Origin of the sequence: Pseudonocardia sp. Ae505_Ps2 (genome assembly GCF_001932425.1) — a bacterium.
In the GTDB taxonomy this organism is placed as follows: Bacteria; Actinomycetota; Actinomycetes; order Mycobacteriales; family Pseudonocardiaceae; genus Pseudonocardia.
Genome location: NZ_MCIP01000001.1, coordinates 4,857,409 through 4,879,430 on the forward strand (window position 1 = coordinate 4,857,409; position 22,022 = coordinate 4,879,430).

The window sequence follows — 22,022 nt, forward strand, 5'->3', positions numbered from 1 at the left end:
GGCCCCGGCGCCGTACGGCGCCGGGGCCCTCGTGGTTCGCGGACCGGTCAGTTGGCCGGGGCCGCGGGTGCAGCAGGTGCCGCAGGTGCCGGGGCCTGCGGCTGGATCGGGACCGCCGCATCCTGCCCGGGCACCGGCTCGGCGGGCTGGGTCACGTCGGCCCGACCGCCCGAGACGAGCTCGACCAGCTCGACACCGCCGTTGAGGGTCAGCATCACGATCAACAGCGCCACCGAGGCGACGGCGGCCGCGGTGAGTCCGCGTTGCGCGGACCCGCTGGTGACCAACCGGCCACGGCTGGTCTCCACCACCCAGGCGCGGGCGGCGAACACCGCCAGCATCAGGCCGAAGGCGATCCAGGTCAGGACGAATCCGTTCACGGGTTCGGCACCTCCCCGCCGGCCGCCGGGGCCGGGGCCGTCGCCGGTGCCGGGACAGCCGGCGCCGGGGGCGGGTCGTTGCGCACCAGGATCGCGTCGAAGCCGCTCTCGTAGGTCGCGCGGTACTGGCCCGACGCGATCAGCTGGTTGCGGATCTCGAGCGTCCAGCCCGGCTGGCGGTCGTTCAGGACGACGCCCTGCTTCTCGATCGCCGGGTAGAACAGCAGTGTCTGCGGCTGGACCTGGTCGATGCAGCGGAACGGGTCCGCGGCGAGCACCGCGCAGCCCTGACCGCCCGAGGCCATGTTGTTGTGCTCGCCGACGCCCTCCAGGGCGTACGGCCCGACCGTCGACAACGGCTGCACCGTCGCCCCGGGCGGCGCCTCGTCGTAGGCCTTGCGGGTCATCTGGACGTCCTCGGTCGTGACGTCGGTGTAGGCCTCGTTGCCGCCGCGGATGAAGATCAGCAAGCCGAAGACCACCACCATGCCCACCGCGAGCAACCGTTCGCGTTTGCGGTCGACCCGGGCGAAGGCCCGCAGCGCGTCGACGGCCAGGATCGACAGGATCGGCAGGCCGTAGAGCAGCACGCGCAGGAGCAGCTCGCCGCCGTAGCTCTGCACGACCGCCATGCCCATCGGGATGATGGCCAGCAGGATCGGCACGAGGTCGCGACGGCGGCGCCAGTAGACCCAGGCACCGGCGAACCCGATGATGTAGGTCAGGCCGGTCATGACGACCCGGAGCCCCTTGCCCACCAGCTGGCCCGTGTCGCCCTGGAACCGGTCGGCGACGCCGGCCTGCAGCGCACTGCCCTCGTCGCCACTGCCGATGATCATGCTGATCTGGTTCATCCAGAAGTCGCGGGCGCCGATCAGCACGAACACCGCCACCGCGGCGATCGCGACGATCACCAGCCCGCGGCCGCGGAACCGGCCCACGATCGCCAGCACGGCCAGCTGGCCGATGATGGCGAACGGGGTCAGCTGGTGGGCCGGGGCCACCGCGATCACACACAGCGCCGCGCAGAAGTAGATCAGCAGCAGCTGCCGGGCGGGCAGCGTCGGTGTGTTCGGCGGGGTCAACGCCGACACCAGCCAGCGCCGCCACCGTGGCAGCGGTGGTGCCCCACGGTGCGCCCGTGGCCAGCCCGGGGCACCTGCGTTGTCGACGCGACGGGTGGCCAGCGGGCCGAGCGCGAAGGTCAGCACCGTCAGCAGCAGCACGATCGCGGTCGCCTGCGGCGAGAAGTAGTCCTGCTCGATCCAGTTCAGGCCGATGAACAGCCAGGCCGCCACCCACGGTGCGCGGGTGCCCCCGAGCATCGAGCGGGCGAGCGCGTAGACACCGATCGCCCACACCGCGGTGACGGCGGGCGGGTACCAGCGCAGGACCGTGTCGAGCTGGTCGGCGCCCGCGGCGTCGCGGATCCACGCCCACTGGGCGAAGAACGCCGGCCAGTAGAACCGGGCGTCCACACCGGTGGGCGGGACGCCGTTGTTGCTGGCCACGGCGTCGACGAAGCCGGAGATCAGCCACGCGGTGGTGAACCGCGCCTGGGGCTGCACGACCGAGGGCAGACCGGTGGAGCAGAGCAGCAGCACACCCGTCGCGGCGCCCAGCATCGGGATCCGCGGCCGGCGCGACCACAGCTCGACCAGGCAGGCCCCGATCGCGAGCAACAGGGCCACCCACGCGAACGGGCTCAGCGCCGGGGCCAGGCCCCAGCCGCCCAGGTCGGACAGGTCGGTCGTCGCCGCGGCGACGGGCAGCAGCAGCACCGCGAGCACGGCCAGGACCGGGGCGCCCCAGACCCACAGCGGGGACAGCGGCTCGGCGGTCTCCGGCGCGGGCGGCGGAGGCGGTGGCGGACCGTCACCGGGCGGGCGCGGGACCGGGCCGCGGACGGCCATGGTCGGCGAGTCCGGACCCGGCGGCGTGACGAACTGGGTCCGCTCGCTCGCGCTCTCCTCCGCGACGCGGGTCCGCGCGACGGCGGGCTCCTCGCCGCGGTGGCCGCGGGTGGACGGGTCGGGGCCGCCCGGCCGGCGGGTCTCCGACGTCACGACTTCACCTCCGGTGTGCTCCGGCGGTTCCACGCCGGGACGAATCTGAGTGCCAGCGCGCAGAGGACCTGCGCGCCGACGTAGCCGAGGACGACCGGCAGCATGGTCATGCTGACCGACGCGGTCCCGGGCTCGGGCAGCGGGACCAGACCGGCGAAGGCCACGACCAGGCCGGTGTTGAGCAGCTGGATCTTCGCGTAGCCCATGCCGTCGCCGTCGGCCTGGCGGCGGGCGAGCTCGAACACGACGATCAGCCGGAAGAACAGCCCGCCCATGAGCACGGCCAGCGCCGGGGCGCCGGGCGCGTAGCCCTCCCCGAGCAGCGACAGCACCGGGTAGCCCAGTGCCGCGCCGAGCCCGAGCGCCGGGACGAACAGCAGGAGCATCCGGCGCCGGGCGACGCGGGCGAACTCCTCGGCGCGGTGCGGCTCCCGGGCGGTCTGCACGGTCAACGAGTTGGTGAAGAACGTCGCGGCCAGGTCGATGACGGTCACCGCCTGCCAGCAGATGAAGAAGACCGCGCCGATCTCGTTGCCCATCCGGAAGTTCGCGAACAACGGGACCTGGTTGTAGAGCAGCGCGTTGCCGCACTGCGCCAGCGCGGTCGGCGCGAGGAACGCGATCATCTCCGGGCGCGACGGGAGCGTGCCCGGCCCGCCGGCGCGGGCGAAGCGCCGCACCATGAACCAGAGCAGGACGGTGCCCGCCGCGATCCACAGCACGACCGGGATCGCCCAGGACAGCACCAGCGCCTCGGACGCGAGCGTGCTGCCCAGCGCCAGCAGCAGCACGATCCGGGTCACGGCGAAGGTGCCGTTGCGCCACACCGCCACCCACGGCCGCCCGATGGCGACCATGACGAAGTCGTGGACGACGAACACGCACCAGCCGGCACAGGTCAGGACCAGGACGACCAGTCCCCAGCCGAACGATCCGCCGCCGGCGGCCTCCGCGACCCGGGGCACGAGCGTGCCGTAGATCAGGCCGATCAGCCCGGACAGCGGCATGATCAGCAGCAGCGAGCCGAAGGTCAGCCGGACCGACTTGCGGCCGGCCCCGGGGAGCCAGCGCAGCAGCGCGAGCCCCAGGTTGAGCTGGGCGACGCCGCCGATCAGCTGGAAGGCCGACACGAACTCCGAGGCCCGGCCCACCTCGGACTGCGGCATGATCCGGGTCGCGATCAGCACGCCGAGCAGCCCGGCGACCGAGCCGAAGCCCGAGCACAGGGTCAGGGCGATGCCGTCACCGATGCCGCCGTTGCGGTCCGGGACCTGCTCGCCGTCGCCGCCTCCGCCGCCCGGTCCGGGTGGTGGGGTGGGCGGCGGGGTAGGCGGGTTCTCACCGGGCCCGCGCAGCCCGACCAGCGGGGGCAGGAACTCGGTGTGCTGCTCGGCGTTGCGGCGCGAGTGCGCCCGGGCGTGCGCCGTGGACAGACGCTGGGTCGGGGCTTCCGGGTCGACGCCCCTCGCGTGCGGTCCGGGGACGGGGCCGGGACCGGGCGTCCCCGCGGCGGGGCGGGGACGCGCCGGCCCGACCGGCCTCACCGGAAGGTCCCGCTCACTGGGCCACCACGGCGTGGCGCAGCAGGAACGGGACCGACAGGAGCGTGACGACGAACAGGGCGACGCTCGGGTACCAGAGCCCCAGGCTGACCATGAGCTGGCCGCCGATCAGGGTGACGGCGGTGCCGACCCCGAGGGTCAGCAGCCAGACGTGCGCGGCGGGCGCGCGGCGCAGGAATCCCGCGGCGGCCCAGCCGGGGCCGAGCAGCAGGAAGCCGATGGTGACCAGCAGCCGGAACTCGCCCAACGCGCCACCGGTGACCCCGGCGACGTTCAGTCCGCAGGCGACGATGCCGGCGAGGACGAGCAGGATCGCGACGTACCGCCGCGCGGTCCTCGCGCGGGTCAGCTCTGCTGCGGACTGCACGCTCACCGCGGCTCACTCCTCTTCACTGGTGGTTCTCCCGGCACGGCGTCCCCCGTGGGACGGGTGCCGGTGGGGCGTGGACCGGATCGATCCGGTCCCGGGGCGTTCAGGACGCCTCTTCCCCCCATGCGTACCGCACACCGGTCCGCTCGGGACGGGCGGACCCGTCCCGCTCGGCGCCGACGGGGCGCTGCTCGCGGGCGACCGGCGACGGGGCCGGCTGCGCCGGAGCGGGCTGGGCGGTGCCGGGCTGCGGCTGCGGGGCCGGTCGCGACGGCTGCTGCCGGCGCTGCGGGGCCGGGGCGTCGGCACGCGGTCGCGGGGCCGGGCGTCGCTGGTGGGCCGGCGGGACCATCCGGTCCGGCGTCGTGGGCGGCACCGGGCCCGTGGGCGGGGTGGTGGGCGCCGCCGGGTGTCCGGCGGGCGGGGCGACCGCGGCGGGGCCGGGGACGGCGGGCCGGTCCTCGCGACCGGCGCGACGCCGCTCGGCGGCGAGGGTCCGCAGGACGCGGGTGCCGTCGGCGAAGGTGCGCAGGTTCGTCTCGCCGAACATCCGCTCCTTCTCCACCGAGGGGACCTCGGTGATCGTCAGACCGGCGGCGGCGACGCGGCAGTTCAGGACCGTCTCGATCTCGAAGCCGTCGCCCCAGTACATCCCGCCGTCCGGGTGCGGGGGCATGTCGACCGCGGGCAGGTCCAGCAGCGGCAGGATGTCGGCCCAGAAGGCGTTGTAGCCGTAGCAGAGGTCGCTGTAGCGGGTGCCGAACAGCGTGTTGGCGATCAGGTTCAGCCCGGCGTTGCCACCCTTGCGGAGCAGCGTGATGTCGTCGCTGCCGCCGCCCTTGGTGAACCGGCTGCCCTTCGCGAAGTCGGCGCCGTCGACGAGCGCGGCCACGAAGCGCGGGATCTCCTGTGGGTCGGCGGAGCCGTCCGCGTCGAACATGACGATCGCGTCCCCGGTGGCCGCGGCGAACCCGCAGGCCATCGCGTTGCCCTTGCCCTTGCGGGTCTGGCGGACGATCCGGACGCCGGGCAGGACACGGCGTGCGGTCTCGACGGTGCCGTCCCGGGAGTCGCCGTCGACGACGATGACCTCGTGCACGGCGGGACGCACGGCCGCGACGGCCGGCAGCACCACCTCGAGGTTCCGTGCCTCGTTGCGGGTCGGCACGATCACCGACACCCTCGGTTGGCTCGGACGACGTAGTCCGTGGTCAGGGCGCTTGTTCACCGGTCTCTCCCCCGAATCGATCGGTCCTGGCGCGCGGTTGGCGAGCAGTGCGTGTCCGGTCGTGACGACGATCCCGATCCGACCGGATCCCTTACCCCACAACGGGGGACATCCGAGATATCTCCGGTGCCGTCGGTCGCGTTACGTGAGCCGCACCGCATCGGGTGTCGCCCGGACGGTGCAAGGCCCCCGGACTCCGTCGCCGCGGCGTGGACCGACCACGCGAACACGACGACGGATACTACGGATGCGCTCCGGACCACCGCGGCGCGGGACCGCCTCGCGGGGCCCCGGCCGACGAGCGGTGACCGTCGGGCGGCGAGCGGCGGGATACCCGGCCCATGATCACGGTGCGTATCCGTTCCGTCCCGATGGTCCCGTTCGGACGTCGCACGTCCGCGCCGCCGTCCGGCACGTCGACCGGGGCGGGTAGCGTGGGTCGCCGCCTGCTCGTCCGATCCGTTCCACCCCTGCGAGGTACCCGATGAGGCCCGGCGGCTTTGTGCCCAGCGTGTCCGTCTGCATCCCGGTCCACAACGGCGAGGCCTATCTCGCCGAGACCATCCGCAGCGTGCTGGAGCAGACCTGGCGGGACTTCGAGCTCGTCGTGCTGGAGAACGGCAGCACCGACGCGAGCTGGGAGATCGCCACCTCCTTCCGCGACCCGCGGATCCGGGTCGAGCGCAACCGGCAGGTCCTGCCGCAGGGCGACAACTGGAACCGCGCCGTCGAGCTGTGCCGTGCGCCGCTGGTGAAGCTGGTGTGCGCCGACGACCTGCTGCACCCGCGCTGCCTGGAGCTGCAGGTGCCGCCGATGCGCGACGACCCCTCGCTGTCGGTGGTGGCCTCGCGCCGGCACATGATCGACGAGCAGAGCCGGGTCATCGTCCCGCGCCGCGGCCTCGGCGGCGGCCTGGTCGGGCTGCACTCGGGCAGCGAGGTCGCGCGGCGGGTCATCCGCAACGGGGCGAACCCGATCGGCGAGCCGGGCAACGTGCTGTTCCGTCACGAGCAGTTCGTCACCGCGGGCGGGTGGCGCCCGGAGCGGCGCTTCATCATGGATCTCGACCTCTGGATGCGTCTGCTCCAGTACGGCGACTTCCTCGGAGTCCCCGAGACCCTGGCCGCCTTCCGGATCGCCCGCGGCTCGGTCTCCTCGGAGTTCGAGCAGCAGATCTCCGAGGAGCAGCAGCTGCTGTTCGACGAGCTGGGCGACTCCGGGGTGTTCGACGTCCGCCCGATCGACGTGCGGATCGGCCGGCTCGCCCTGCCGCTGGGCCGGGCCCGGCGCAAGGCACTGTTCAAGGTGTCGCGGATCGCCGCCCGCAAGGACGACAAGCTCATCGCCGAGCGCGACGAGGCCGCGGCCGCCGAGGCCCGCTGACCGCGCTGGGTGCAGGCCGCGGCCGCGGCCGCCGCCCCGACGGCATCCCGGACTCCCCGATCGGCGGGGCCGATACCGGACATCGGGGACATGCAGTCGCCTATCTGCTGCCAGGTCTTTGCGGCAGCACTGTCGTCGCGTTGAATTCCCTCACCCGGCCCGGTGGCGGCCGGACCGACCGGTGAGGGGGCGCGATGCGGACGCATGCGGTCGCCATGCACATGAGCGACGGGCTGGTGAACGGCCCGACGGCGCTGCTGTTCGCCGTCGTCGCGGTGATCGCGCTGACGGTTGCCGTCCTGCGCGCCCGCGCGGACCTCGACGACCGCACCGCGCCGATGGCCGGGCTGGTCACGGCCTTCGTCTTCGACGTCCAGATGATCAACTTCCCGATCCTGCCCGGCGCGAGCGGGCACCTGCTGGGCGGGGCGCTCGTCGCGATCCTGGTGGGCCCCTGGGTGGGCATCATCGCGATCTCGATCGTGCTCGTCGTGCAGGCGCTGCTGTTCGCCGACGGCGGCATCACCGCCCTCGGGCTCAACATCACGAACATGGCCGTGATCGGGGTGGTCGTCGGCTGGCTGGTGGCGCGGGCGCTGCGTCGGTTCGCGGTGCGGTCGCGGGCCGGGCTGGTGGTCGTCGCGTTCGTCGCCGCCCTGCTGAACACGGTCGTCGCCGCGATGGGCTTCGTCCTGGAGTACGCGATCGGCGGCGCGGGTGGGGCCACCCTCGGCACCGTCTTCGCGCTGATGGGCGGGCTGCACGTGCTGATCGGCATCGGCGAGGGCGTGATCACCGCGGCCACCGTCGGCGCGGTGGCCGCCGTCCGGCCGGACCTGGTGTACCTGCTGCGCGGCACCGCGACCCCGCTCGCCCGTCGCCCGACCTCCGAGGAGGGTGTGCGATGACCGCCCCCGCCCACCGCCGTCCGCTGCTGTTCTTCGCCGGGTTCCTGATCGTGTCCCTCGTCGTGGCCGGGCTGGTCTCCTCCCTCGCCTCCCCCGACCCCGACGGCCTCGACACCGTCGCCCGGCAGGGCTGCACCGCCGTCGCGACCCCGGACGGCGGGGAGCGGCTGGAGGGCACCTGCATCGCGACCCACGAGAGCGACCACGCCATGGCGTCGAGCCCGCTCGCCGGGTACTCGGTCGTGGGCGGCGAGGGCACCACCGGCGTCGCCGGGGTGGCCGGGGTGCTGGTGACGGTCGTCGTCGCGGGCGGGGTGTTCCTGCTGCTGCGCCGACGGGGCGGCTGATGGGCGCCGGGCACTCCCACCCGCTCCACCTGCACCACGACTCCCCCGTCCACCGGCTCCCACCCGAGGTCAAGATCGTCTCGGCGCTGCTGGTGACGGTGTGCGTGGTCGCGACCCCGCGGGAGGCGTTCGCGGTGTTCGGCGGGTTCGCCGTCCTGCTCGCCGGGGTCTGGGCGCTGGCGGGCATCCGGCCGGGCTGGATCCTGCGGCGCTCGGTCATCGAGCTGCCCTTCGTGGTCCTCGCGGTGCTGCTGCCGTTCACCGGCCCGGCGCCGACGCTGGACTGGCTCGGTCTCACGCTGTCCCAGCCGGGGCTGCTCGGGGCGTGGAACATCCTGGTCAAGGGCACCCTGGGCGTGCTGACCTCGCTGACCCTCGCCGCGACGACGCCGATGCGCGACCTGCTCGTCGGCCTGGCGCGCCTCCGCGCCCCGGCGATCGTCACCACGATCGCCACCCTGATGCTGCGCTACGCCGACGTGATCGCCGGCGAGGCCCGGCGGATGCGGTTGTCCCGGATCTCCCGTGGCCACGACCCGCGGTTCCTGTGGCAGGCCGGGGCGACCGCCCGTGGGATCGGCTCGCTGTTCGTGCGGTCCTACGAGCGCGGCGAGCGGGTGCACCTGGCGATGCTGTCGCGCGGCTGGACCGGCACCATGCCGCCGTCGGGCGACGCCCCGACCACCCCGCGGCAGTGGCTGGCCGGGCTGACCGTGGCCGGGGTCGCGGTGCTGCTGGCCGGGTCCGGCTGGGTGGCCGCATGAGCCCGCCGTCGCTGCGGCTGACCGACGTGGCCTTCGCCTACCCCGACGGCCACCAGGCGCTGTTCGGTGTCGACCTGACGATCGCCCCCGGCGAGCGGGTCGCGCTGCTCGGCCCCAACGGCGCCGGGAAGACCACCCTGGTGCTGCACCTCAACGGGATCCTCGGCGGCAGCGCGGACGGCCGGGTGGACCGCCGGGCGGGCTCGGTCGAGGTCGGCGGGCTCCGGGTGGAGAAGCGGAACCTGCGCGAGATCCGGCGCCGGGTCGGGATCGTCTTCCAGGACCCCGACGACCAGCTGTTCATGCCCACCGTCGCCGAGGACGTGGCGTTCGGCCCGGCGAACTTCGGGCTGCGCGGGCCGGCGCTGCGCGAGCGGGTCGACGAGGCACTGGCCGCCGTGGGGATGGCCGACGCCGGCGACCGTTCCCCGCTGCACCTGTCCGGCGGGCAGCGCCGCCGGGTGGCGCTGGCCACGGTGCTGGCGTGCGACCCGGAGATCCTCGTGCTCGACGAGCCGTCGTCGAACCTCGACCCGGTGGCCCGCCGCGAGCTGGCCGAGGTGCTGCTGGGGCTGGACCGGACCATGCTCATGGTCACCCACGACCTGCCGTACGCGCTGCAGCTGTGCCCGCGCAGCGTCGTGCTCGACGGGGGGGACCGTCGTCGCCGACGGGCCGACCCGGGACCTGCTGGCCGACGCCGAGCTCCTCGCCCGGCACCGGCTGGAGCTGCCCTACGGCTTCGTCCTCGCCTAGTACGGCGACGGGTTGCGCGCCCCCAGAGGCTGGTCGGCCGACGTACTCGGTCAGGTCTGCAGCGCCGCCAGGCCGAACGCAGTGCTGTCAGCGAGCAAGCTCCTGTCGCGGTCGGAACGCGTCTGACATCTGAAGGTCTTGCCCGTCAGATAGAGTAGGGACGTGTCAGAATCCGTGGATCACCCACTGACTTCAGACGTGACCATGAACCGGGACGGGCGGGTGTTGATCCCGAAGCAGGTCCGCCAGGAGCTGGGGCTCGACCCGGGCTCGACGCTGGTGCTCTCGGTGGAGGACGGCCGGGTGATCTTGGAGAGCCGGGATCAGCTGATGGCGCGCATCCGCCGCGACGTCGCCGCCGCCTGGCAGGGCGCCCCCACCCGATCCGTGGCCGCCGAGTTGCTCGCCGACCGACGCGCCGAGGCCGATGCCGAGGACGCCCGTTGACCCCCGTGCCCGCCGACACCGCGGCGTCACCGGGCACGTCGGCGGTGCTGGATGCCTCCGCGGTGCTGGCCTGGTTGCGCGACGAGCCCGGGGCGGAGCTGGTCGAGCCCTATCTCACCGCAGCCGGCGGAGCTGCCCGGATCGGAGCTGTGCTCAGCGCAGTGAATCTGTCCGAGGTCCACCAGAAGCTCGCCCAACACGGCGTCGACGCCGACCGGACCATCCGCCAGCTCCGCACCCTGGGCGTGCACGTGGAGCCCTTCGGCGCCACCGACGCGACCACGGCGGCAACGCTGTGGCCGGTCACCCGCGCCGCGGGCCTTTCTCTGGGTGACCGGGCATGTCTCGCCCTGGCCGCGCGGCTCGAACTGCCCGCGGTCACCGCGGACACCGCCTGGACCACCCTCGACGTCGGCGTCACGGTCGTGCCCATCCGGTAGAACCGCCCCGACCCCACCCCGAGGTGGGGGCGAGCGCCGGGTGTTGGTCCGACACGACACCGCCCCACCCGGCGAACCGGGCGGGGCGGTGTCGTGCGGTGCGGTGTGGTGCGGCGGGGTGGGTCAGCCGCGCTGCTCCTGGCCGTTCGGGTGGCCCTGCGCCGCATCCGGCAGGCCGATGCCGGGCGCCTCACGGGAGGACTCCAGCTGGGCCGGGGTCGCAGAGCCGCCGGTGCCGACCTCGGTGCCGGGGACCGGCGGGACGTCCGAGCCCACCGGCGGGACCTCCTGCTGGGCCGCCGCGGTGGCCGCCGCGACCTGCTTGGCGATCTCCGGGTCGGAGGAGGTGTCGAACCAGTCCTCGACGCCGTCGTCCTCGGCGGGCTTGGAGACGGTGCCGTCGTCCGGGCTGGGCTCGTAGCGGAAGACGCCGTCCTCGCCGGGCGCACCCAGCATCCGGGTGAAGCCCTCCAGTGCCTTCCCGAAGTCGGACGGGACGACCCACAGCTTGCTGGCCTCGCCCTCGGCCATCTGCGGCAGCGTCTGCAGGTACTCGTAGGCGAGCAGCTCCGGGGTGGGCTTGCCGGCCTTGATCGCGGCGAACTTCTTCTCGATCGCCTTCGCCTCACCCTGCGCCTCGAGGTACAGGGCGGCCCGGCGGCCCTGCGCCCGCAGGATCTCCGACTGCCGCTCGGCCTCGGCGGCGAGGATGGCGGCCTGCTTGGCGCCCTCCGCGGTGAGGATCTGGGACTGCTTGTTGCCCTCGGCGCTGCGGATGGCCGACTCCCGCTGGCCCTCGGCGGTGAGGATCATCGCCCGCTTCTCGCGGTCGGCCTTCATCTGCTGTTCCATCGAGTTCTGGATCGAGGGCGGCGGGTCGATCGCCTTGATCTCGACCCGGGCGACCCGGATGCCCCAGCGCTCGGTGGCCTCGTCCAGCTCGCCGCGCAGCGCGGTGTTGATCCGGTCCCGCGAGGTCAGCGTCTGCTCCAGCGTCATGCCACCGACCACGTTGCGCAGCGTCGTGGTGGTGATCTGCTCGACACCGGCGATGTAGTTGGCGATCTCGTAGACCGCCGCCTTGGCGTCGTTGACCTTGAAGTACACGACGGTGTCGATGTTGACGGTCAGGTTGTCCTGCGTGATGACCGGCTGCGGCGGGAACGACACGACCTGCTCGCGCAGGTCGACCCGCTCGCGGGTGCGGTCGACGAACGGCACCAGGATCGCCGGGCCGCCCTCGCGGATGCTGTGGTAGCGACCCAGCCGTTCGATGATGTACGCCCACTCCTGCGGGACGATCACGACCGACTTCACGACGATCGTCACGACCAGCACGAGCAGGATGATGCCGATGATGAGCTCGGCCATGTGCACTCCCCTCCTGCGCGCCGGAGAACCGGCGCCGGTGTCGCCCCGGCGTCCCCGGGGCGTCGTGCCGTCCTACCGCAGTGGCAGCTCAGGACGGCGGTAGTTCCCCCCGACCGGTGACGAGCACCGCCGCCCCGGTCACCTGCAGGATCGTGACGGTGCTGCCGGCCTCGAGGACCTCCACCCCGTCCATCGACCGCGCCGACCACAGCTCGCGTCCGATCCGGACCTGCCCCCGCTCGCCGTCGACGCGCTGCACGACCTCGGCGGCGGCGCCGACGAACCGGTCCTGGTGGCGTTCGAGGGTGCCCAGGTGCGCGTCCAGCCTGCGTTTCGCCGCCGGCCGCACGGCCAGCAGCAGCAGGACCGCAACGGCCCCACCCAGCCCGGCGGCCGGGAGGAGCGTCAGCCCGAGGGCGGCCCCGGCCGCCGCGGCGAGTGCCCCACCACCGAGCATGACGAGGAACAGCTCCCCGGACACGAGCTCGCTGCCGATCAGCACGAGACCGACGAGCAGCCAGATCAGTGCCGGTTCCATGGCTCCCAGCGTGCCAGAATGTCCGATTCACCGTCGGCGTTTCGTCGGGATGCTCCGCACTGCTTGGCCCGATCGTTACCGGTCGGTGCCGGAGTTCGACCCCGGTGTCGGGGTCAGGCCCCCTCGGCGGTGACGAAGTCGATGAGCCGCTCGACCGCGCCGATCATCGGGGTCTCCAGGTCGCGGTAGCTGCGGACCGCGCCGAGCACCCGCCGGGCACCGTCGGCGGGCTCGCCCCACCGCAGCGCCGCGCAGACCCCGGTCTTCCAGTCGGTGCCGCGCGGGATCACCGGCCACTCGCGGATCCCGACGACCGAGGGCTTCACCGCCTGCCACACGTCGACGTAGGGGTGACCGGTCACCAGCACGTGGTGCTGGGCGGCGGGGGTGGCGCGGTAGGCCTCGCGGGCCTGCCGGGTCTCCTTGGTGCCCTCGACGAGGTGGTCGACGAGGATGCCCAGGCGTCGGTGCGGTCCGGGGTCGAAGTCCCGGACGGCCGCGGCCAGGTCGTCGACGCCGTGCAGCGGCTCGACGACGACACCCTCGACGCGCAGGTCGTGGCCCCACACCTGTTCGACGAGCGCGGCGTCGTGCAGTCCCTCGACCCAGATCCGGGCGGCGCGCGCGGTGCGGGCCTTCAGGTTCGCGACGTGCACCGACCCGGAGGCGGACAGCGTGCGACCCGCGGGGGCGGCCTGCGGCCGGACCAGCGTCGCGGGACGACCCTCGTGGAGGAACCCGGCGGGGCGCAGCGGGAAGATCCGCCGACCGCCGAAGCGGTCCTCCAGCGTCACCTCCGAGCCGGTGACGGTCACGACGGCACCGCAGAACCCACTGGCCGGGTCCTCGACGACCAGGCCCGGTTCGGCGGGGACCTCGGTCACCCGGCTCTCCCGCGGGGCACGGGTGCCCGCGGTGTCGAAGATGCCCCGGTAGTCGTGGGTCCGGCTCATGGTGAGCCAGTATCGGTCGACGTCGGTCGGTGACCGGTGCACGACACGCCCACACTCCGGTGGTCACGCTCAGCGTGAATCTCGTAGCGCTGCGTCACCCACGTGCCGGGTGTGCGACGCGGGATGGGCCGTTAGCCTGACCGCCGTGTCCTGTGCCTCCACGACCTTCGCCGTGTGGGCCTCGGCCTGGCTGGCCGGGTCCGCCGCACCCGACGACGTCCTCGACGCGCTCGCGCCGTGGTCGGAGGCGCACGACGTGCTCGCCGCCGACGACGTCACCGCCGCCACGACCGGCCTGCCCGGCCCCGGGGCGGCTCCGACGTCGACGGCGATGCTGCTCGCCGCCGTCCGCAGGGCCGCTCCGCGCGGACAGGCCCGTCTGGTGCTGCCCGCTCCCGGGGACGTGCGTGGCCTGCCCGGCCCTGGCCCGTTCTCCGACGCCGCGATCACCGCGGGCGAGGGCGTGCTGTTCCCCGACGCCGGGTTCGGCGTCGTACCGTCGCCGATCGCGGACGGGGTGGTCCGCTGGACCGTGCACTCGGTCACCGACGCCGGCCCGGTCCCCGAGTACGTCGCGCTGAACGAGGCCGAGCGGGAGCTGCGCGGCCAGGTGCGGGCCGCCGCCGCGGCGTTGACCGACCTGGGTGTGGCCCGGCACCGGCCGGGCGTGCGCGAGGAGATCGCGGCCTGGCTGCGCCGGCGCCCGCAGGCGCTGTGGCCCGGTGGGATGCCCCCGCAGGCGTTGCGGGTCCTGCAGCAGGCCGACGAGGTCGACGCGATCCTGTCCGCAGCGTCCGGCGACGAGCCCGGCGGCGCGCTGTCGGCGTCGGCGGCGATCGCCCGGTCCGACGCGCTGCGCCCGATCGCCACCGCGGTCCGGGTCGCGCGCCGCGCCGCCGTCGCCGAGGCCGTCCGGGTCCTGGTGTCGGTCCCCCGCTGATGCCCGGCTGATCTCCCGCTGATCCCAGCTGATCTCACGGCGCCGGGTGCTGCCGGAGCAGGGACTCCAGCAGCGCCCGCGCCGCCGGGCCGCCGGGCCCGCCCCAGCGCCACACCAGGTGCAGCCGCGTCCGGATCTGCGGGGTGATCGGCACCGCCACCGGCGGCCGCGCCAGTGCCACGACCCCGGCCGCGCCGAGCGCGGGTTCCGGGACGACCGCCACGCCCGCGCCGCGGGCGGCCAGACGCAGCAGCAGGGTCATCGCCCCGGACTCGAACCCGACCCGCGCGGTGAGCGACCGGGCCGCCAGCGCCGCGTCCAGCGCGGCGCGCAGACCGTGCCCGCGGGGCAGGCAGATCAGCGGCCGGGCCGCGAGCTCCTCGCACGTGATCGCGGCCCGGCCGGCGAACGGGTCGTCCGCCGCGACCGCGGCGACCAGCGGGGACTCGACCAGCACCCGTCCGTCGAGGCCGTCGGGCGGGGCGTGCGGGAACCCCAGCACGGCGACGTCGAGCCGCCCGGCCCGCAGCTCGTCGACCAGCTCGTCGGTGGTCCCCTCCCGCAGGGTCACCTCCAGCTGCGGATGGGCGACGGCGAAGTCCCCGACGGGGTCGGCGAGCACGGTGTCCGGCAGCGACGTGGCCATGCCGACCGCGACCCGCCCGCGCAGCAGACCGTGCAACGCGGCGACGGCGTCGCGGGCGTCCTCCACGGCGGCGAGCGCGGCGCGGGCGTGCGGCAGGACCGCCCGTCCGGCCTCGGTGAGCGTGACCGCGCGCGGGCCGCGCTCGAACAGCGGCGCACCGAGCTCCCGTTCCAGCTGCCGCAGCTGCGCGCTCACCCCGGGCTGCGCGACGTGCAGCGCCGCGGCGGCCGCGGTGACGGTCCCGGAGTCGACGACCGCGACCAGGTAGCGCAGGTGACGCAGTTCCATAACCAGGGATGCTAGCGAGCAGACGATCCATCTCTTCGACTTCTGCCGTGGTCGGTCCCAGGCTCGATGCCATGACCAGCACACCCAGCTTCCAGACCGGGATCACCCACCGGCCCTCGGCGGTCGTGACCGCCACCGGGGCGGACGACGTCGTCGCCGCGCTGACGCGGGCCGACCACGACGGCCTCGCCGTCACCGTGCACGCCACCGGGCACGGCCTGCGCCGCCCGTGCGACGGCGGCCTGCTGATCGACACCGCGGCGCTGGCGGAGATGACGGTCGACCCGCGCACCCGCACCGTCCGCGCGGGGGTGGGCGCGACCTGGGGCGACGTCGTCGCCGCGGCGGCGCCGCACGGACTCCGCCCGCCGCACGGCAGCGCACCGTCGGTCGGCGTCGCCGGGTACCTGTTCGGTGGCGGGCTCGGCCTCGCCGTCCGCGCCGACGGCTGGGCCGCCGACCACGTCCGCGCCGTCGAGATCGCCCGCGCCGGGGGCACCGTCACGGTGACCGCGGAGTCCGACCCGGCGTACTTCGCCCGGCTGCGCGGCACCGGCCCCGACGACGGCGACGTCGTCACCGCGGTCGTCGTCGGGCTGCTCGGCTCCGACGGTCTGGTCGGCGGCGGCCTGGTCCGCGTCCTCGGCGCCGCGGACGCCCCCGGCGACCCGGCCGCGCTGCACGCCTGGGCGGACTGGACCGCGACCCTGCCCGACGACGTCACCTCCGGGGTGTCCGTGGTCCCCTACCCCGACCTGCCCGTCCTCCCCCCGCACCTGCGCGGACGTCGCGTCCTGCGGGTCGGGGTCGTCGGCACCGGCGGTACCGGCCGCACCGACGCGCTGCTCGCGCCGCTGCGCGCCGCCGTCGCCTGGGACGACGACACCGTCGCCCCGCTGGACCCGCGCGCGTCGTCGCGGGTGTATGCCGAGCCCGAGGTCCCGCACGCCTACCTCGGCGACGACGTGCTGGTCGACGGTCTCGACCCTGACGGCCTCGACCGGGTCGTCTCCCGCACCGGGCCGATGGTCGTGACCGGGATCCGGCACCTGGGCGGCGCCGCTGGGCGGGCCGCGGCCGTCGCCGACACCGTCCGCGGCCGCGACGCCGCCTACTGCGTGAACGTCCTCGCCCCGTTCGGCGACGACGTCCCTGCCGCGTGTGCCTGGTCCGGGGTCGACCACCTCCTCGACGGGTTCTCGCCCCGCGCGACCGCCGAGGTGACGCACCCGTCGTTCCGGTACGGGCCGCCCCGCCCGGGCACCGCCTGAGTCCGTGCCGGACCGGCCGGGGGCGGCCGTGTGCGAGGTCAGCCGTGCGCGAGCAGCTTGACCACGATGACCAGTGCGCCCAGCCCGACCAGGGCGACGACCAGCAGCACCCGTCGCCACCACGACAGCGGGGTCCGCCGGGCCGCGAGCACCGCGAACAGGGCCAGCACCAGCACCGTCACCCCGGTCGCGAGTTCCAGCGCGGTGGTGAGCTCCAGCAGCCCGACCGCGGCGGCGACGAGCAGCACGACGGGCGCGGCGGAGGCCTGCAGGATCTGCCCCGAGCTGCGCAGCGCGGCGACGAGCTCGTGGCCGCGGGGGCCGTGACCGTGCACGGTGAGGTGGGCGACGACGTCGGAGAGCAGGCTCGCCGCCCACAGGGCGCCCGCGGCCACGACGACGTCCACGATCGCGGACCCGGCCGAGGATCCCTCGCCGCCGTGGCCGAGCAGGACCAGCAGGGTCGAGAGGCAGGACAGGGTGCCGTAGAGCCGCTCCCGCAGCACCGTCACCACGACCGGGGCGGGGACCTCACCGTCGCGGCGACGGCGGGAGGGAACACGGGAGGTCATGACGCCGAGCGTGCCAGGCCGCGTCGACGACGGGTCACCACGGCCACGTGCAGCCCCGGCGGCGCCACCGGCCCCGGGCGCGGTGCCGCCCGCGACGGAGCCTGCCCAGCATCCATCTCATGTGGACCCCGTGACCGTGGTCGGCATCGACGGTGACACCTCCTACCCCGAGAAGAACTTACAGTCACGCGTGACCGTCGGAAGGTCCGGACGGCGTAATCGCGGCCTGCCCCCACCGACGGATGAGCACTGCCATCACACGCTGCACGCCGGCGCCGGCCTGACGATCGCCCCCGCGAGCACGCCCGCGCCACACCGACCGACGCCGACGTCGGCTCCTTCGACGACGGCGACGGCTCGGCCCACCTCGCCCACCAGGTCGGCCGGGAGCTCGCCCGGGAGACCCTCCTCCTCGGCCGGACCGGCAACACCTAGCCGCGGGCACGCAGGGCGTCGTTGACCTGCTCGGCCATCGGCGCGCTGGACGCCGGGTTCTGACCCGTGACCAGGTTGCCGTCGACGACGGTGAACGCCTCGTAGGCAGGCCCGCTCTCGTGGGCGGCACCGCGCTCGCGCAGCCGGCTCGCCAGCAGCCACGGAGCGCCCTCCGCAGTGCCGAAGATCTGCTCCTCCTCGTCGGTGAAGGCGGCCATCCGGCGCCCGGCGAACAGCCAGCCGCCGTCCGGGCCGGTCGCGCTCAGCAGACCCGCGGGGCCGTGGCACACCGCGCCGACGATCCGGCCGTCGGCATCGGCCCGCGCCAGCAGAGCACCCAGGTCGGCGTCCTCGTGCAGGTCGACGACCGGTCCGTGGCCGCCGGGGAGCACGATCGCGTCGTACCGCTCCGGGTCGACCTCGGCCAGCACCAGCGGCGCCCCGAACTCCCGCAGGGCGGTCTCCGCGACCTCGACGTAACGCGCGCAGTCGGGGCCGGCGACCTCGGGGTCGGCGCTGTGCTGGTCCAGGGGCTGCAGAACGCCGCCCGGGGAGGCGAACTCGACGGTGTGCCCGGCGCCGACGAACGTCTCGTACGGCGCCGCCAGCTCCTCGGCCCAGTAGCCCGTCGGGTAGGAGGTGCCGTCCGTGCGCTCCCAGGTGTCGGCGGCGGACATGACGATCAGGATCCGGCCCATGGTGGTTCTCCCTCGATGGTCGACCGTGGTGCGCTCCCGGCGATCGGAGCGTGTCCCCAGCCTTGTGGCGGCATGGGTGCCGCGGGGGCCTATACCGGGCCCTGCCCGACCGCGGACTCCGCTGACCAGGACCCACAGGGCCAGGTGGGACGGACCGGGTGGGGCGATACTGGCCGGCATGGCCGGGAACAACCGCGAGCTCGCCGACTTCCTGCGCCGCGCCCGCGGTCAGTGCGACCCGGCGCGGGCGGGCCTGCCCGCCGACGGGCGCGTCCGCCGCGTGCCGGGGCTGCGCCGGGAGGAGGTGGCGCTGCTCGCCGGAGTCTCCTCGGACTACTACGCCCGGCTGGAGCAGGGACGCCGGATCGTCCCCTCGCCGTCGGTGGTCGATGCCATCGGCCGGGCCCTGGAGCTGGACGCCGCGGGACGGGCCCACCTGAGCGACCTGATCGGGCTCGGCCCGGCCTCGCCGCGGCCCCGGGCCCGGGCGGTGCAGCGGGTACGGCCCGGGCTGCGACAGCTGCTCGACGCCCTCGACGAGCCGGCGCTGCTGCTGGGCCGCCGGATGGACGTGCTGGCCGCGAACCGGATGGCCGCGGCGCTGTTCGTCGACTTCGACCGGTTCCCCGCCCCCGAACGCAACTACGCCCGCTGGATCATGCTCGACGCCGACGCGCGGTCGCTGTTCGAGGACTGGGCGGTACAGGCCCGCGCCGCGGTCGAGACCCTGCGGCTGGAGGCAGGCCGCGACCCCGGGGACCGGGCGACCGTCGAGCTCGTGGCCGAGCTGCGCCGGGAGAGCCCCGATGTCGACCGATGGTGGGGGGAGCACCGCGTCTACCAGCGGACCTACGGGACCAAGCGGCTGCGTCACCCGGTCGTCGGGCACCTGAGCGTGGAGTACGAGACCCTCACCCCGCCCGGTGATCCGGACACCACGTTGTTCCTCTACTCGACCGCGGCCGGGTCACCGTCGCGCGAGGCGATGGACGTCCTGGCCAGCTGGGCCCTGTCCGACCGGACGACCGGTGACCGGGCGGCTCAGGACGGCTCCTGACGCCGGACGCTCGCGATCTCGACCTTCACGTCGCGTCGACGCGCGAGCCGCACCTCCCGACGCCGATCCAGCCCGGTGCGTCAGTCCTTCAGGGCTGCGGCCAGGGCGGCGAGGTCGTCGGGGTGCATCCGGGCCACAGGAGCGGGTTCCACGGTCGCGCTCCGCAGCCGTTCGAGCTCGGCGGCGTGGCCGTCGCGCTCGGCGCGGACGCGTTCGATCCGGTCGGAGAGCTCCCGGATCTCCGCACGCGCCGCGTCGTGCTCCGCACGCAGCCCGTCGGCGACGGCGCGGGCCTCGGCCAGCGCGTCCTGCTGCCCGGCGAGACGGCTGCGCTGCTCGGCGACGGTCTCGGCCAGCCCGGCCCGCTCGCCGGCCACCGAGGCGAGCTCGGCGCGCAGCGCCGCCAGCTCCCCGGCCACACGGTCGCGGTCGCGGGCGAGGTCGTCGGCGCGGGCGAGCGCGGTGTCGCGTTCGTGCTCCGCGGTCCGGGCCGCGAGCACCGCGGTCTCCCGGCCCCGGCCGGCGGACGCGGCGGCCTCCCGCTCCGCACGGGCGTCGGCGACAGCGGCGGCGCGCGCGACGACGGCGGCGTCCCGGGCGGCGACGGCGTCGGCGGCCTGCTGGCGCGCGGCACCGAGGGCCTCGGTCGCCGCGAGGGCGGTGGCGGTGGCCTCCTCGGCCCGGGCCACCGCCTCGGCCCGCTCCTGCCGGGCGTCGGCGGCGGCCCGGGCCGCGTCACGGGCCCGGCGCTCGGCCGCCTCCCGGGCGGTCTCGGCCTGCTGACGGGCCGCGTCGGACTCGGTGGCGGCGGCGCGGGCGGCCTCGGTGGCGGCCAGGGCGTCGCGCTCGATCTCGTCGAGCCGGTCCAACACGGCGGTCAGTGCCCCGGACAGCTCGGCCACCGGTCCGGCGAGCGCACCGACGTGCTCGCGGAGCCGGTCCGCGTCGAGCGCGAACGCCCCGGTCCCGGTGTCGAGGCCGAGGGCCCCGAGGGCCTCCCGCTCGGCGCGGGCCATCTGCGCGCAGGTCCGACCCTGCTCCCACCGGGTGTCCCGGCAGAACGACCGCGGACGGCCGCCCTGCGGCCCGGGCGGGGGCAGCTCCGCCCGGCATCGGCTGTATCCGCACCGCACCACCGTGTCCGCCATGCACCCCACGCTACCAGTTCATGTTTCTCAAACTCGAAACCAGTTCATGGTTCGTTATCATTAACCGAGATAACACTGGATAATGCGGGGAATCCCGTATGGCTTGACAGGGACCGCCGGGAGCGCGGGCGGCCCGGCGGGGTCAGGGGGCCGGGTCGAGGGTGAGCAGACCGGTGTCGGTGTCGAAGTCGAACAGCTCGCCGTAGCGGCCCCAGTCGATCGCGGTGTCGATCTGGCGGCGGGCGTCCTCGGCGGAGAACCCCCGCTGCAGCAGGTCCAGGAAGAACCCGACCCGCAGCGATCCGTCCGCAGCGGCGGACAGCGCCCGGTGCACGGTGCGCACCAGCGGGGCCCGGGTCACCGCCTGCGCGGCGAAGATCCGCTTGCTCTCCTGGATGTCGGCGGTGGTGAACGCCCGCCCGGTGCCGGTCAGGTGCAGGTCCGCCCCGGACACCTCCAGCAGGTCGAGCATCGCGGCCGCGTCGACCAGCGGCAGCAGGTCGTCGACCTCGAAGCTCAGTCCGGCGGCGAGCTCGGGCAGGTCCGCCCGGCCGCCACCGGAGTGCACCAGCTCCACCAGGCCCGCCAGCCCGCCCACCGAGGCGGCGGGCAGCGGCCGCGCGGTCGGGGTCACCTCGCCGGTGCCGGCGCCGACGACGTCGGACTCGCGACCGGTCAACAGGTCGTAGAGCCGGTCGACCAGCGCGGTGAACGCCGGCGTCGCGCGGTCCCGCGGCCGCGGCAGGTCGACCGCGACCTCCGCCCGTATGCGCCCCGGGTTGGCCTCCAGGACGACGACCCGGTCGGCCAGCAGCACCGCCTCCTCGATGTTGTGCGTGACGATGCAGACCGACCGGGTCGGGAAGCGCCGTCCGGTCCACAGGCTCATCAGCTCGGTGCGCAGGTTCTCCGCGGTGAGCACGTCCAGGGCGGAGAACGGCTCGTCCATCAGCAGCAGGTCCGGTTCCAGCACCAGCGCCCGGGCGAACCCGACCCGCTGGCGCATACCGCCCGACAGCTCCCGCGGGTAGGCGGACTCGAAGCCGTCGAGTCCGATCAGGTCGATCGCGGCCAGGGCTCGCTCGCGGCGCTCGGCGGCCGGGACGCCCCGGGCGGCGAGCCCCAGCTCGACGTTGTCCTGCACGGTCAGCCACGGCATCAGTGCGAAGGACTGGAACACCATCGCGACACCGGGGTTGGCGCCGTCGAGCTCGCGGCCCCGGTACCGCACCGTGCCCGACGTCGGCGCGATCAGCCCGGCGATGGTGCGCAGCAGGGTCGACTTGCCCGAACCCGACCGGCCGAGCAACGCGACGATCTCTCCCTCGCGCAGCTCCAGGGCGATGTCCTGCAGGACCCGCAGCTCCTCCCCCGTGCTGCCGGGGAAGCTCGTGCTGACCCCGTCGAGGGTGATCAGGGCGTCGGAACGGGTGGCGGTCGTGGACGACACGGG

Annotated in this window: 22 protein-coding genes and 2 pseudogenes; 11 read left to right on the forward strand and 13 right to left on the reverse strand. The window is 74.6% G+C overall.

All coding sequences use genetic code 11. The annotated features are described in order from the left end of the window. Window positions 1-47 precede the first annotated feature (47 nt). From Ae505Ps2_RS22760 to Ae505Ps2_RS30560, 5 genes are all read right to left on the reverse strand, one after another. On the reverse strand, window positions 48-380 hold the full coding sequence (locus tag Ae505Ps2_RS22760) for a hypothetical protein (protein WP_020623378.1): 333 nt from the start codon (window positions 378-380) through the stop codon (window positions 48-50). Then, window positions 377-2,446 (reverse strand): hypothetical protein, encoded by a 2,070-nt coding sequence (locus Ae505Ps2_RS22765; protein WP_075306245.1) that lies wholly within the window; start codon window positions 2,444-2,446, stop codon window positions 377-379. The genes Ae505Ps2_RS22760 and Ae505Ps2_RS22765 overlap by 4 nt, the downstream gene beginning before the upstream one ends. Further along, window positions 2,443-3,990, reverse strand: a complete 1,548-nt coding sequence (locus Ae505Ps2_RS22770) for a hypothetical protein (protein ID WP_075333460.1) — start codon at window positions 3,988-3,990, stop codon at window positions 2,443-2,445. Before Ae505Ps2_RS22770 ends, Ae505Ps2_RS22765 begins: the two co-directional genes overlap by 4 nt. A 13-nt stretch (window positions 3,991-4,003) precedes the next feature. Next, on the reverse strand, window positions 4,004-4,381 hold the full coding sequence (locus tag Ae505Ps2_RS22775; RefSeq protein WP_020623972.1) for a hypothetical protein: 378 nt from the start codon (window positions 4,379-4,381) through the stop codon (window positions 4,004-4,006). A gap of 100 nt (window positions 4,382-4,481) precedes the next feature. After that, window positions 4,482-5,552 (reverse strand): glycosyltransferase family 2 protein, encoded by a 1,071-nt coding sequence (locus Ae505Ps2_RS30560; protein ID WP_233147547.1) that lies wholly within the window; start codon window positions 5,550-5,552, stop codon window positions 4,482-4,484. Window positions 5,553-6,108: 556 nt separating this feature from the next. Here Ae505Ps2_RS30560 and Ae505Ps2_RS22785 point away from each other — a divergent pair. The 7 genes and pseudogenes from Ae505Ps2_RS22785 (at window position 6,109) to Ae505Ps2_RS22815 (ending at window position 10,652) form a co-directional block, all read left to right on the forward strand. Beyond that, window positions 6,109-6,990 carry a glycosyltransferase gene (locus tag Ae505Ps2_RS22785; protein ID WP_063718593.1) on the forward strand — a complete coding sequence of 294 codons (882 nt, stop codon included), beginning with the start codon at window positions 6,109-6,111 and terminating at the stop codon, window positions 6,988-6,990. 194 nt (window positions 6,991-7,184) lie between these two features. Then, the gene (locus Ae505Ps2_RS22790) at window positions 7,185-7,898 is read left to right on the forward strand and encodes an energy-coupling factor ABC transporter permease (RefSeq protein ID WP_170917074.1); all 714 of its coding nucleotides are present in this window, start codon (window positions 7,185-7,187) and stop codon (window positions 7,896-7,898) included. After that, window positions 7,895-8,245, forward strand: a complete 351-nt coding sequence (locus Ae505Ps2_RS22795) for a PDGLE domain-containing protein (RefSeq protein ID WP_075306239.1) — start codon at window positions 7,895-7,897, stop codon at window positions 8,243-8,245. The genes Ae505Ps2_RS22790 and Ae505Ps2_RS22795 overlap by 4 nt, the downstream gene beginning before the upstream one ends. Further along, entirely contained in the window at window positions 8,245-9,009 is a 765-nt protein-coding gene (gene cbiQ, locus Ae505Ps2_RS22800; protein WP_075306237.1) for a cobalt ECF transporter T component CbiQ, read from the forward strand. Before Ae505Ps2_RS22795 ends, cbiQ begins: the two co-directional genes overlap by 1 nt. Continuing rightward, window positions 9,006-9,765: pseudogene (locus tag Ae505Ps2_RS22805) on the forward strand (ABC transporter ATP-binding protein). The gene cbiQ and the pseudogene Ae505Ps2_RS22805 overlap by 4 nt, the downstream one beginning before the upstream one ends. A gap of 204 nt (window positions 9,766-9,969) precedes the next feature. Then, complete coding sequence (locus tag Ae505Ps2_RS22810; protein WP_075311751.1) at window positions 9,970-10,212, forward strand: AbrB/MazE/SpoVT family DNA-binding domain-containing protein; 243 nt, start codon at window positions 9,970-9,972, stop codon at window positions 10,210-10,212. Between the two features lie 5 nt (window positions 10,213-10,217). Further along, window positions 10,218-10,652 (forward strand): type II toxin-antitoxin system VapC family toxin, encoded by a 435-nt coding sequence (locus tag Ae505Ps2_RS22815; protein WP_075306234.1) that lies wholly within the window; start codon window positions 10,218-10,220, stop codon window positions 10,650-10,652. A 123-nt stretch (window positions 10,653-10,775) separates the two neighbouring features. Here the strand turns inward: Ae505Ps2_RS22815 and Ae505Ps2_RS22820 are convergent, their stop codons facing one another. The 3 genes from Ae505Ps2_RS22820 to Ae505Ps2_RS22830 all read right to left on the reverse strand — a co-directional run bounded on the left by Ae505Ps2_RS22820 (window position 10,776) and on the right by Ae505Ps2_RS22830 (window position 13,514). Further along, on the reverse strand, window positions 10,776-12,023 hold the full coding sequence (locus Ae505Ps2_RS22820) for an SPFH domain-containing protein (RefSeq protein ID WP_075306233.1): 1,248 nt from the start codon (window positions 12,021-12,023) through the stop codon (window positions 10,776-10,778). An 88-nt stretch (window positions 12,024-12,111) separates the two neighbouring features. Continuing rightward, the gene (locus Ae505Ps2_RS22825; protein ID WP_075306231.1) at window positions 12,112-12,561 is read right to left on the reverse strand and encodes an NfeD family protein; all 450 of its coding nucleotides are present in this window, start codon (window positions 12,559-12,561) and stop codon (window positions 12,112-12,114) included. Window positions 12,562-12,674: 113 nt separating this feature from the next. Then, entirely contained in the window at window positions 12,675-13,514 is an 840-nt protein-coding gene (locus Ae505Ps2_RS22830) for a DUF3097 domain-containing protein (RefSeq protein WP_075311749.1), read from the reverse strand. A 145-nt stretch (window positions 13,515-13,659) separates the two neighbouring features. Between Ae505Ps2_RS22830 and Ae505Ps2_RS22835 the strand changes: the two genes are divergently transcribed. Then, window positions 13,660-14,454 (forward strand): hypothetical protein, encoded by a 795-nt coding sequence (locus Ae505Ps2_RS22835; RefSeq protein WP_075306229.1) that lies wholly within the window; start codon window positions 13,660-13,662, stop codon window positions 14,452-14,454. Window positions 14,455-14,488: 34 nt separating this feature from the next. On the opposite strand, the gene Ae505Ps2_RS22840 is transcribed toward Ae505Ps2_RS22835, so the two are convergent. Beyond that, on the reverse strand, window positions 14,489-15,388 hold the full coding sequence (locus tag Ae505Ps2_RS22840; RefSeq protein WP_075306227.1) for a LysR family transcriptional regulator: 900 nt from the start codon (window positions 15,386-15,388) through the stop codon (window positions 14,489-14,491). 71 nt (window positions 15,389-15,459) lie between these two features. On the opposite strand from Ae505Ps2_RS22840, the gene Ae505Ps2_RS22845 reads away from it, so the two are divergent. Continuing rightward, window positions 15,460-16,659: an FAD-dependent oxidoreductase gene (locus tag Ae505Ps2_RS22845; protein ID WP_075553973.1), complete on the forward strand. Its 1,200-nt coding sequence runs from the start codon at window positions 15,460-15,462 to the stop codon at window positions 16,657-16,659. A 38-nt stretch (window positions 16,660-16,697) separates the two neighbouring features. Here Ae505Ps2_RS22845 and Ae505Ps2_RS22850 read toward each other — a convergent pair whose 3' ends face one another. After that, window positions 16,698-17,231 carry a hypothetical protein gene (locus tag Ae505Ps2_RS22850; protein WP_075306223.1) on the reverse strand — a complete coding sequence of 178 codons (534 nt, stop codon included), beginning with the start codon at window positions 17,229-17,231 and terminating at the stop codon, window positions 16,698-16,700. Between the two features lie 256 nt (window positions 17,232-17,487). On the opposite strand from Ae505Ps2_RS22850, the pseudogene Ae505Ps2_RS33655 reads away from it, so the two are divergent. Then, window positions 17,488-17,651: pseudogene (locus Ae505Ps2_RS33655) on the forward strand (1,4-dihydroxy-2-naphthoyl-CoA synthase); the annotation flags it as partial. Between the two features lie 11 nt (window positions 17,652-17,662). On the opposite strand, the gene Ae505Ps2_RS22855 reads toward Ae505Ps2_RS33655, so the two are convergent. After that, the gene (locus tag Ae505Ps2_RS22855; protein WP_075306221.1) at window positions 17,663-18,364 is read right to left on the reverse strand and encodes a type 1 glutamine amidotransferase domain-containing protein; all 702 of its coding nucleotides are present in this window, start codon (window positions 18,362-18,364) and stop codon (window positions 17,663-17,665) included. Window positions 18,365-18,542: 178 nt separating this feature from the next. Here Ae505Ps2_RS22855 and Ae505Ps2_RS22860 point away from each other — a divergent pair, with 178 nt between their 5' ends. Further along, window positions 18,543-19,421, forward strand: a complete 879-nt coding sequence (locus Ae505Ps2_RS22860; protein WP_075306219.1) for a helix-turn-helix transcriptional regulator — start codon at window positions 18,543-18,545, stop codon at window positions 19,419-19,421. A gap of 80 nt (window positions 19,422-19,501) precedes the next feature. On the opposite strand, the gene Ae505Ps2_RS22865 is transcribed toward Ae505Ps2_RS22860, so the two are convergent. Then, on the reverse strand, window positions 19,502-20,569 hold the full coding sequence (locus Ae505Ps2_RS22865; protein ID WP_249265326.1) for a response regulator receiver protein: 1,068 nt from the start codon (window positions 20,567-20,569) through the stop codon (window positions 19,502-19,504). Window positions 20,570-20,711: 142 nt separating this feature from the next. After that, the gene (locus tag Ae505Ps2_RS22870) at window positions 20,712-22,019 is read right to left on the reverse strand and encodes a nitrate/sulfonate/bicarbonate ABC transporter ATP-binding protein (protein ID WP_083695951.1); all 1,308 of its coding nucleotides are present in this window, start codon (window positions 22,017-22,019) and stop codon (window positions 20,712-20,714) included. Between the last annotated feature and the right edge of the window lie 3 nt (window positions 22,020-22,022).

Bases quoted from the DNA above. Each gene is read 5' to 3' on its own strand.
- Ae505Ps2_RS22825 (WP_075306231.1), bottom strand. From the start codon at position 12,561: ATGGAACCGGCACTGATCTGGCTGCTCGTCGGTCTCGTGCTGATCGGC.
- Ae505Ps2_RS22850 (WP_075306223.1), bottom strand. From the start codon at position 17,231: ATGACCTCCCGTGTTCCCTCCCGCCGTCGCCGCGACGGTGAGGTCCCC.
- Ae505Ps2_RS22820 (WP_075306233.1), bottom strand. From the start codon at position 12,023: ATGGCCGAGCTCATCATCGGCATCATCCTGCTCGTGCTGGTCGTGACG.
- Ae505Ps2_RS22845 (WP_075553973.1), top strand. From the start codon at position 15,460: ATGACCAGCACACCCAGCTTCCAGACCGGGATCACCCACCGGCCCTCG.
- cbiQ (WP_075306237.1), top strand. From the start codon at position 8,245: ATGGGCGCCGGGCACTCCCACCCGCTCCACCTGCACCACGACTCCCCC.
- Ae505Ps2_RS22855 (WP_075306221.1), bottom strand. From the start codon at position 18,364: ATGGGCCGGATCCTGATCGTCATGTCCGCCGCCGACACCTGGGAGCGC.
- Ae505Ps2_RS22860 (WP_075306219.1), top strand. From the start codon at position 18,543: ATGGCCGGGAACAACCGCGAGCTCGCCGACTTCCTGCGCCGCGCCCGC.
- Ae505Ps2_RS22865 (WP_249265326.1), bottom strand. From the start codon at position 20,569: ATGGCGGACACGGTGGTGCGGTGCGGATACAGCCGATGCCGGGCGGAG.
- Ae505Ps2_RS22840 (WP_075306227.1), bottom strand. From the start codon at position 15,388: ATGGAACTGCGTCACCTGCGCTACCTGGTCGCGGTCGTCGACTCCGGG.
- Ae505Ps2_RS22810 (WP_075311751.1), top strand. From the start codon at position 9,970: ATGAACCGGGACGGGCGGGTGTTGATCCCGAAGCAGGTCCGCCAGGAG.
- Ae505Ps2_RS22830 (WP_075311749.1), bottom strand. From the start codon at position 13,514: ATGAGCCGGACCCACGACTACCGGGGCATCTTCGACACCGCGGGCACC.
- Ae505Ps2_RS22795 (WP_075306239.1), top strand. From the start codon at position 7,895: ATGACCGCCCCCGCCCACCGCCGTCCGCTGCTGTTCTTCGCCGGGTTC.
- Ae505Ps2_RS22790 (WP_170917074.1), top strand. From the start codon at position 7,185: ATGCGGACGCATGCGGTCGCCATGCACATGAGCGACGGGCTGGTGAAC.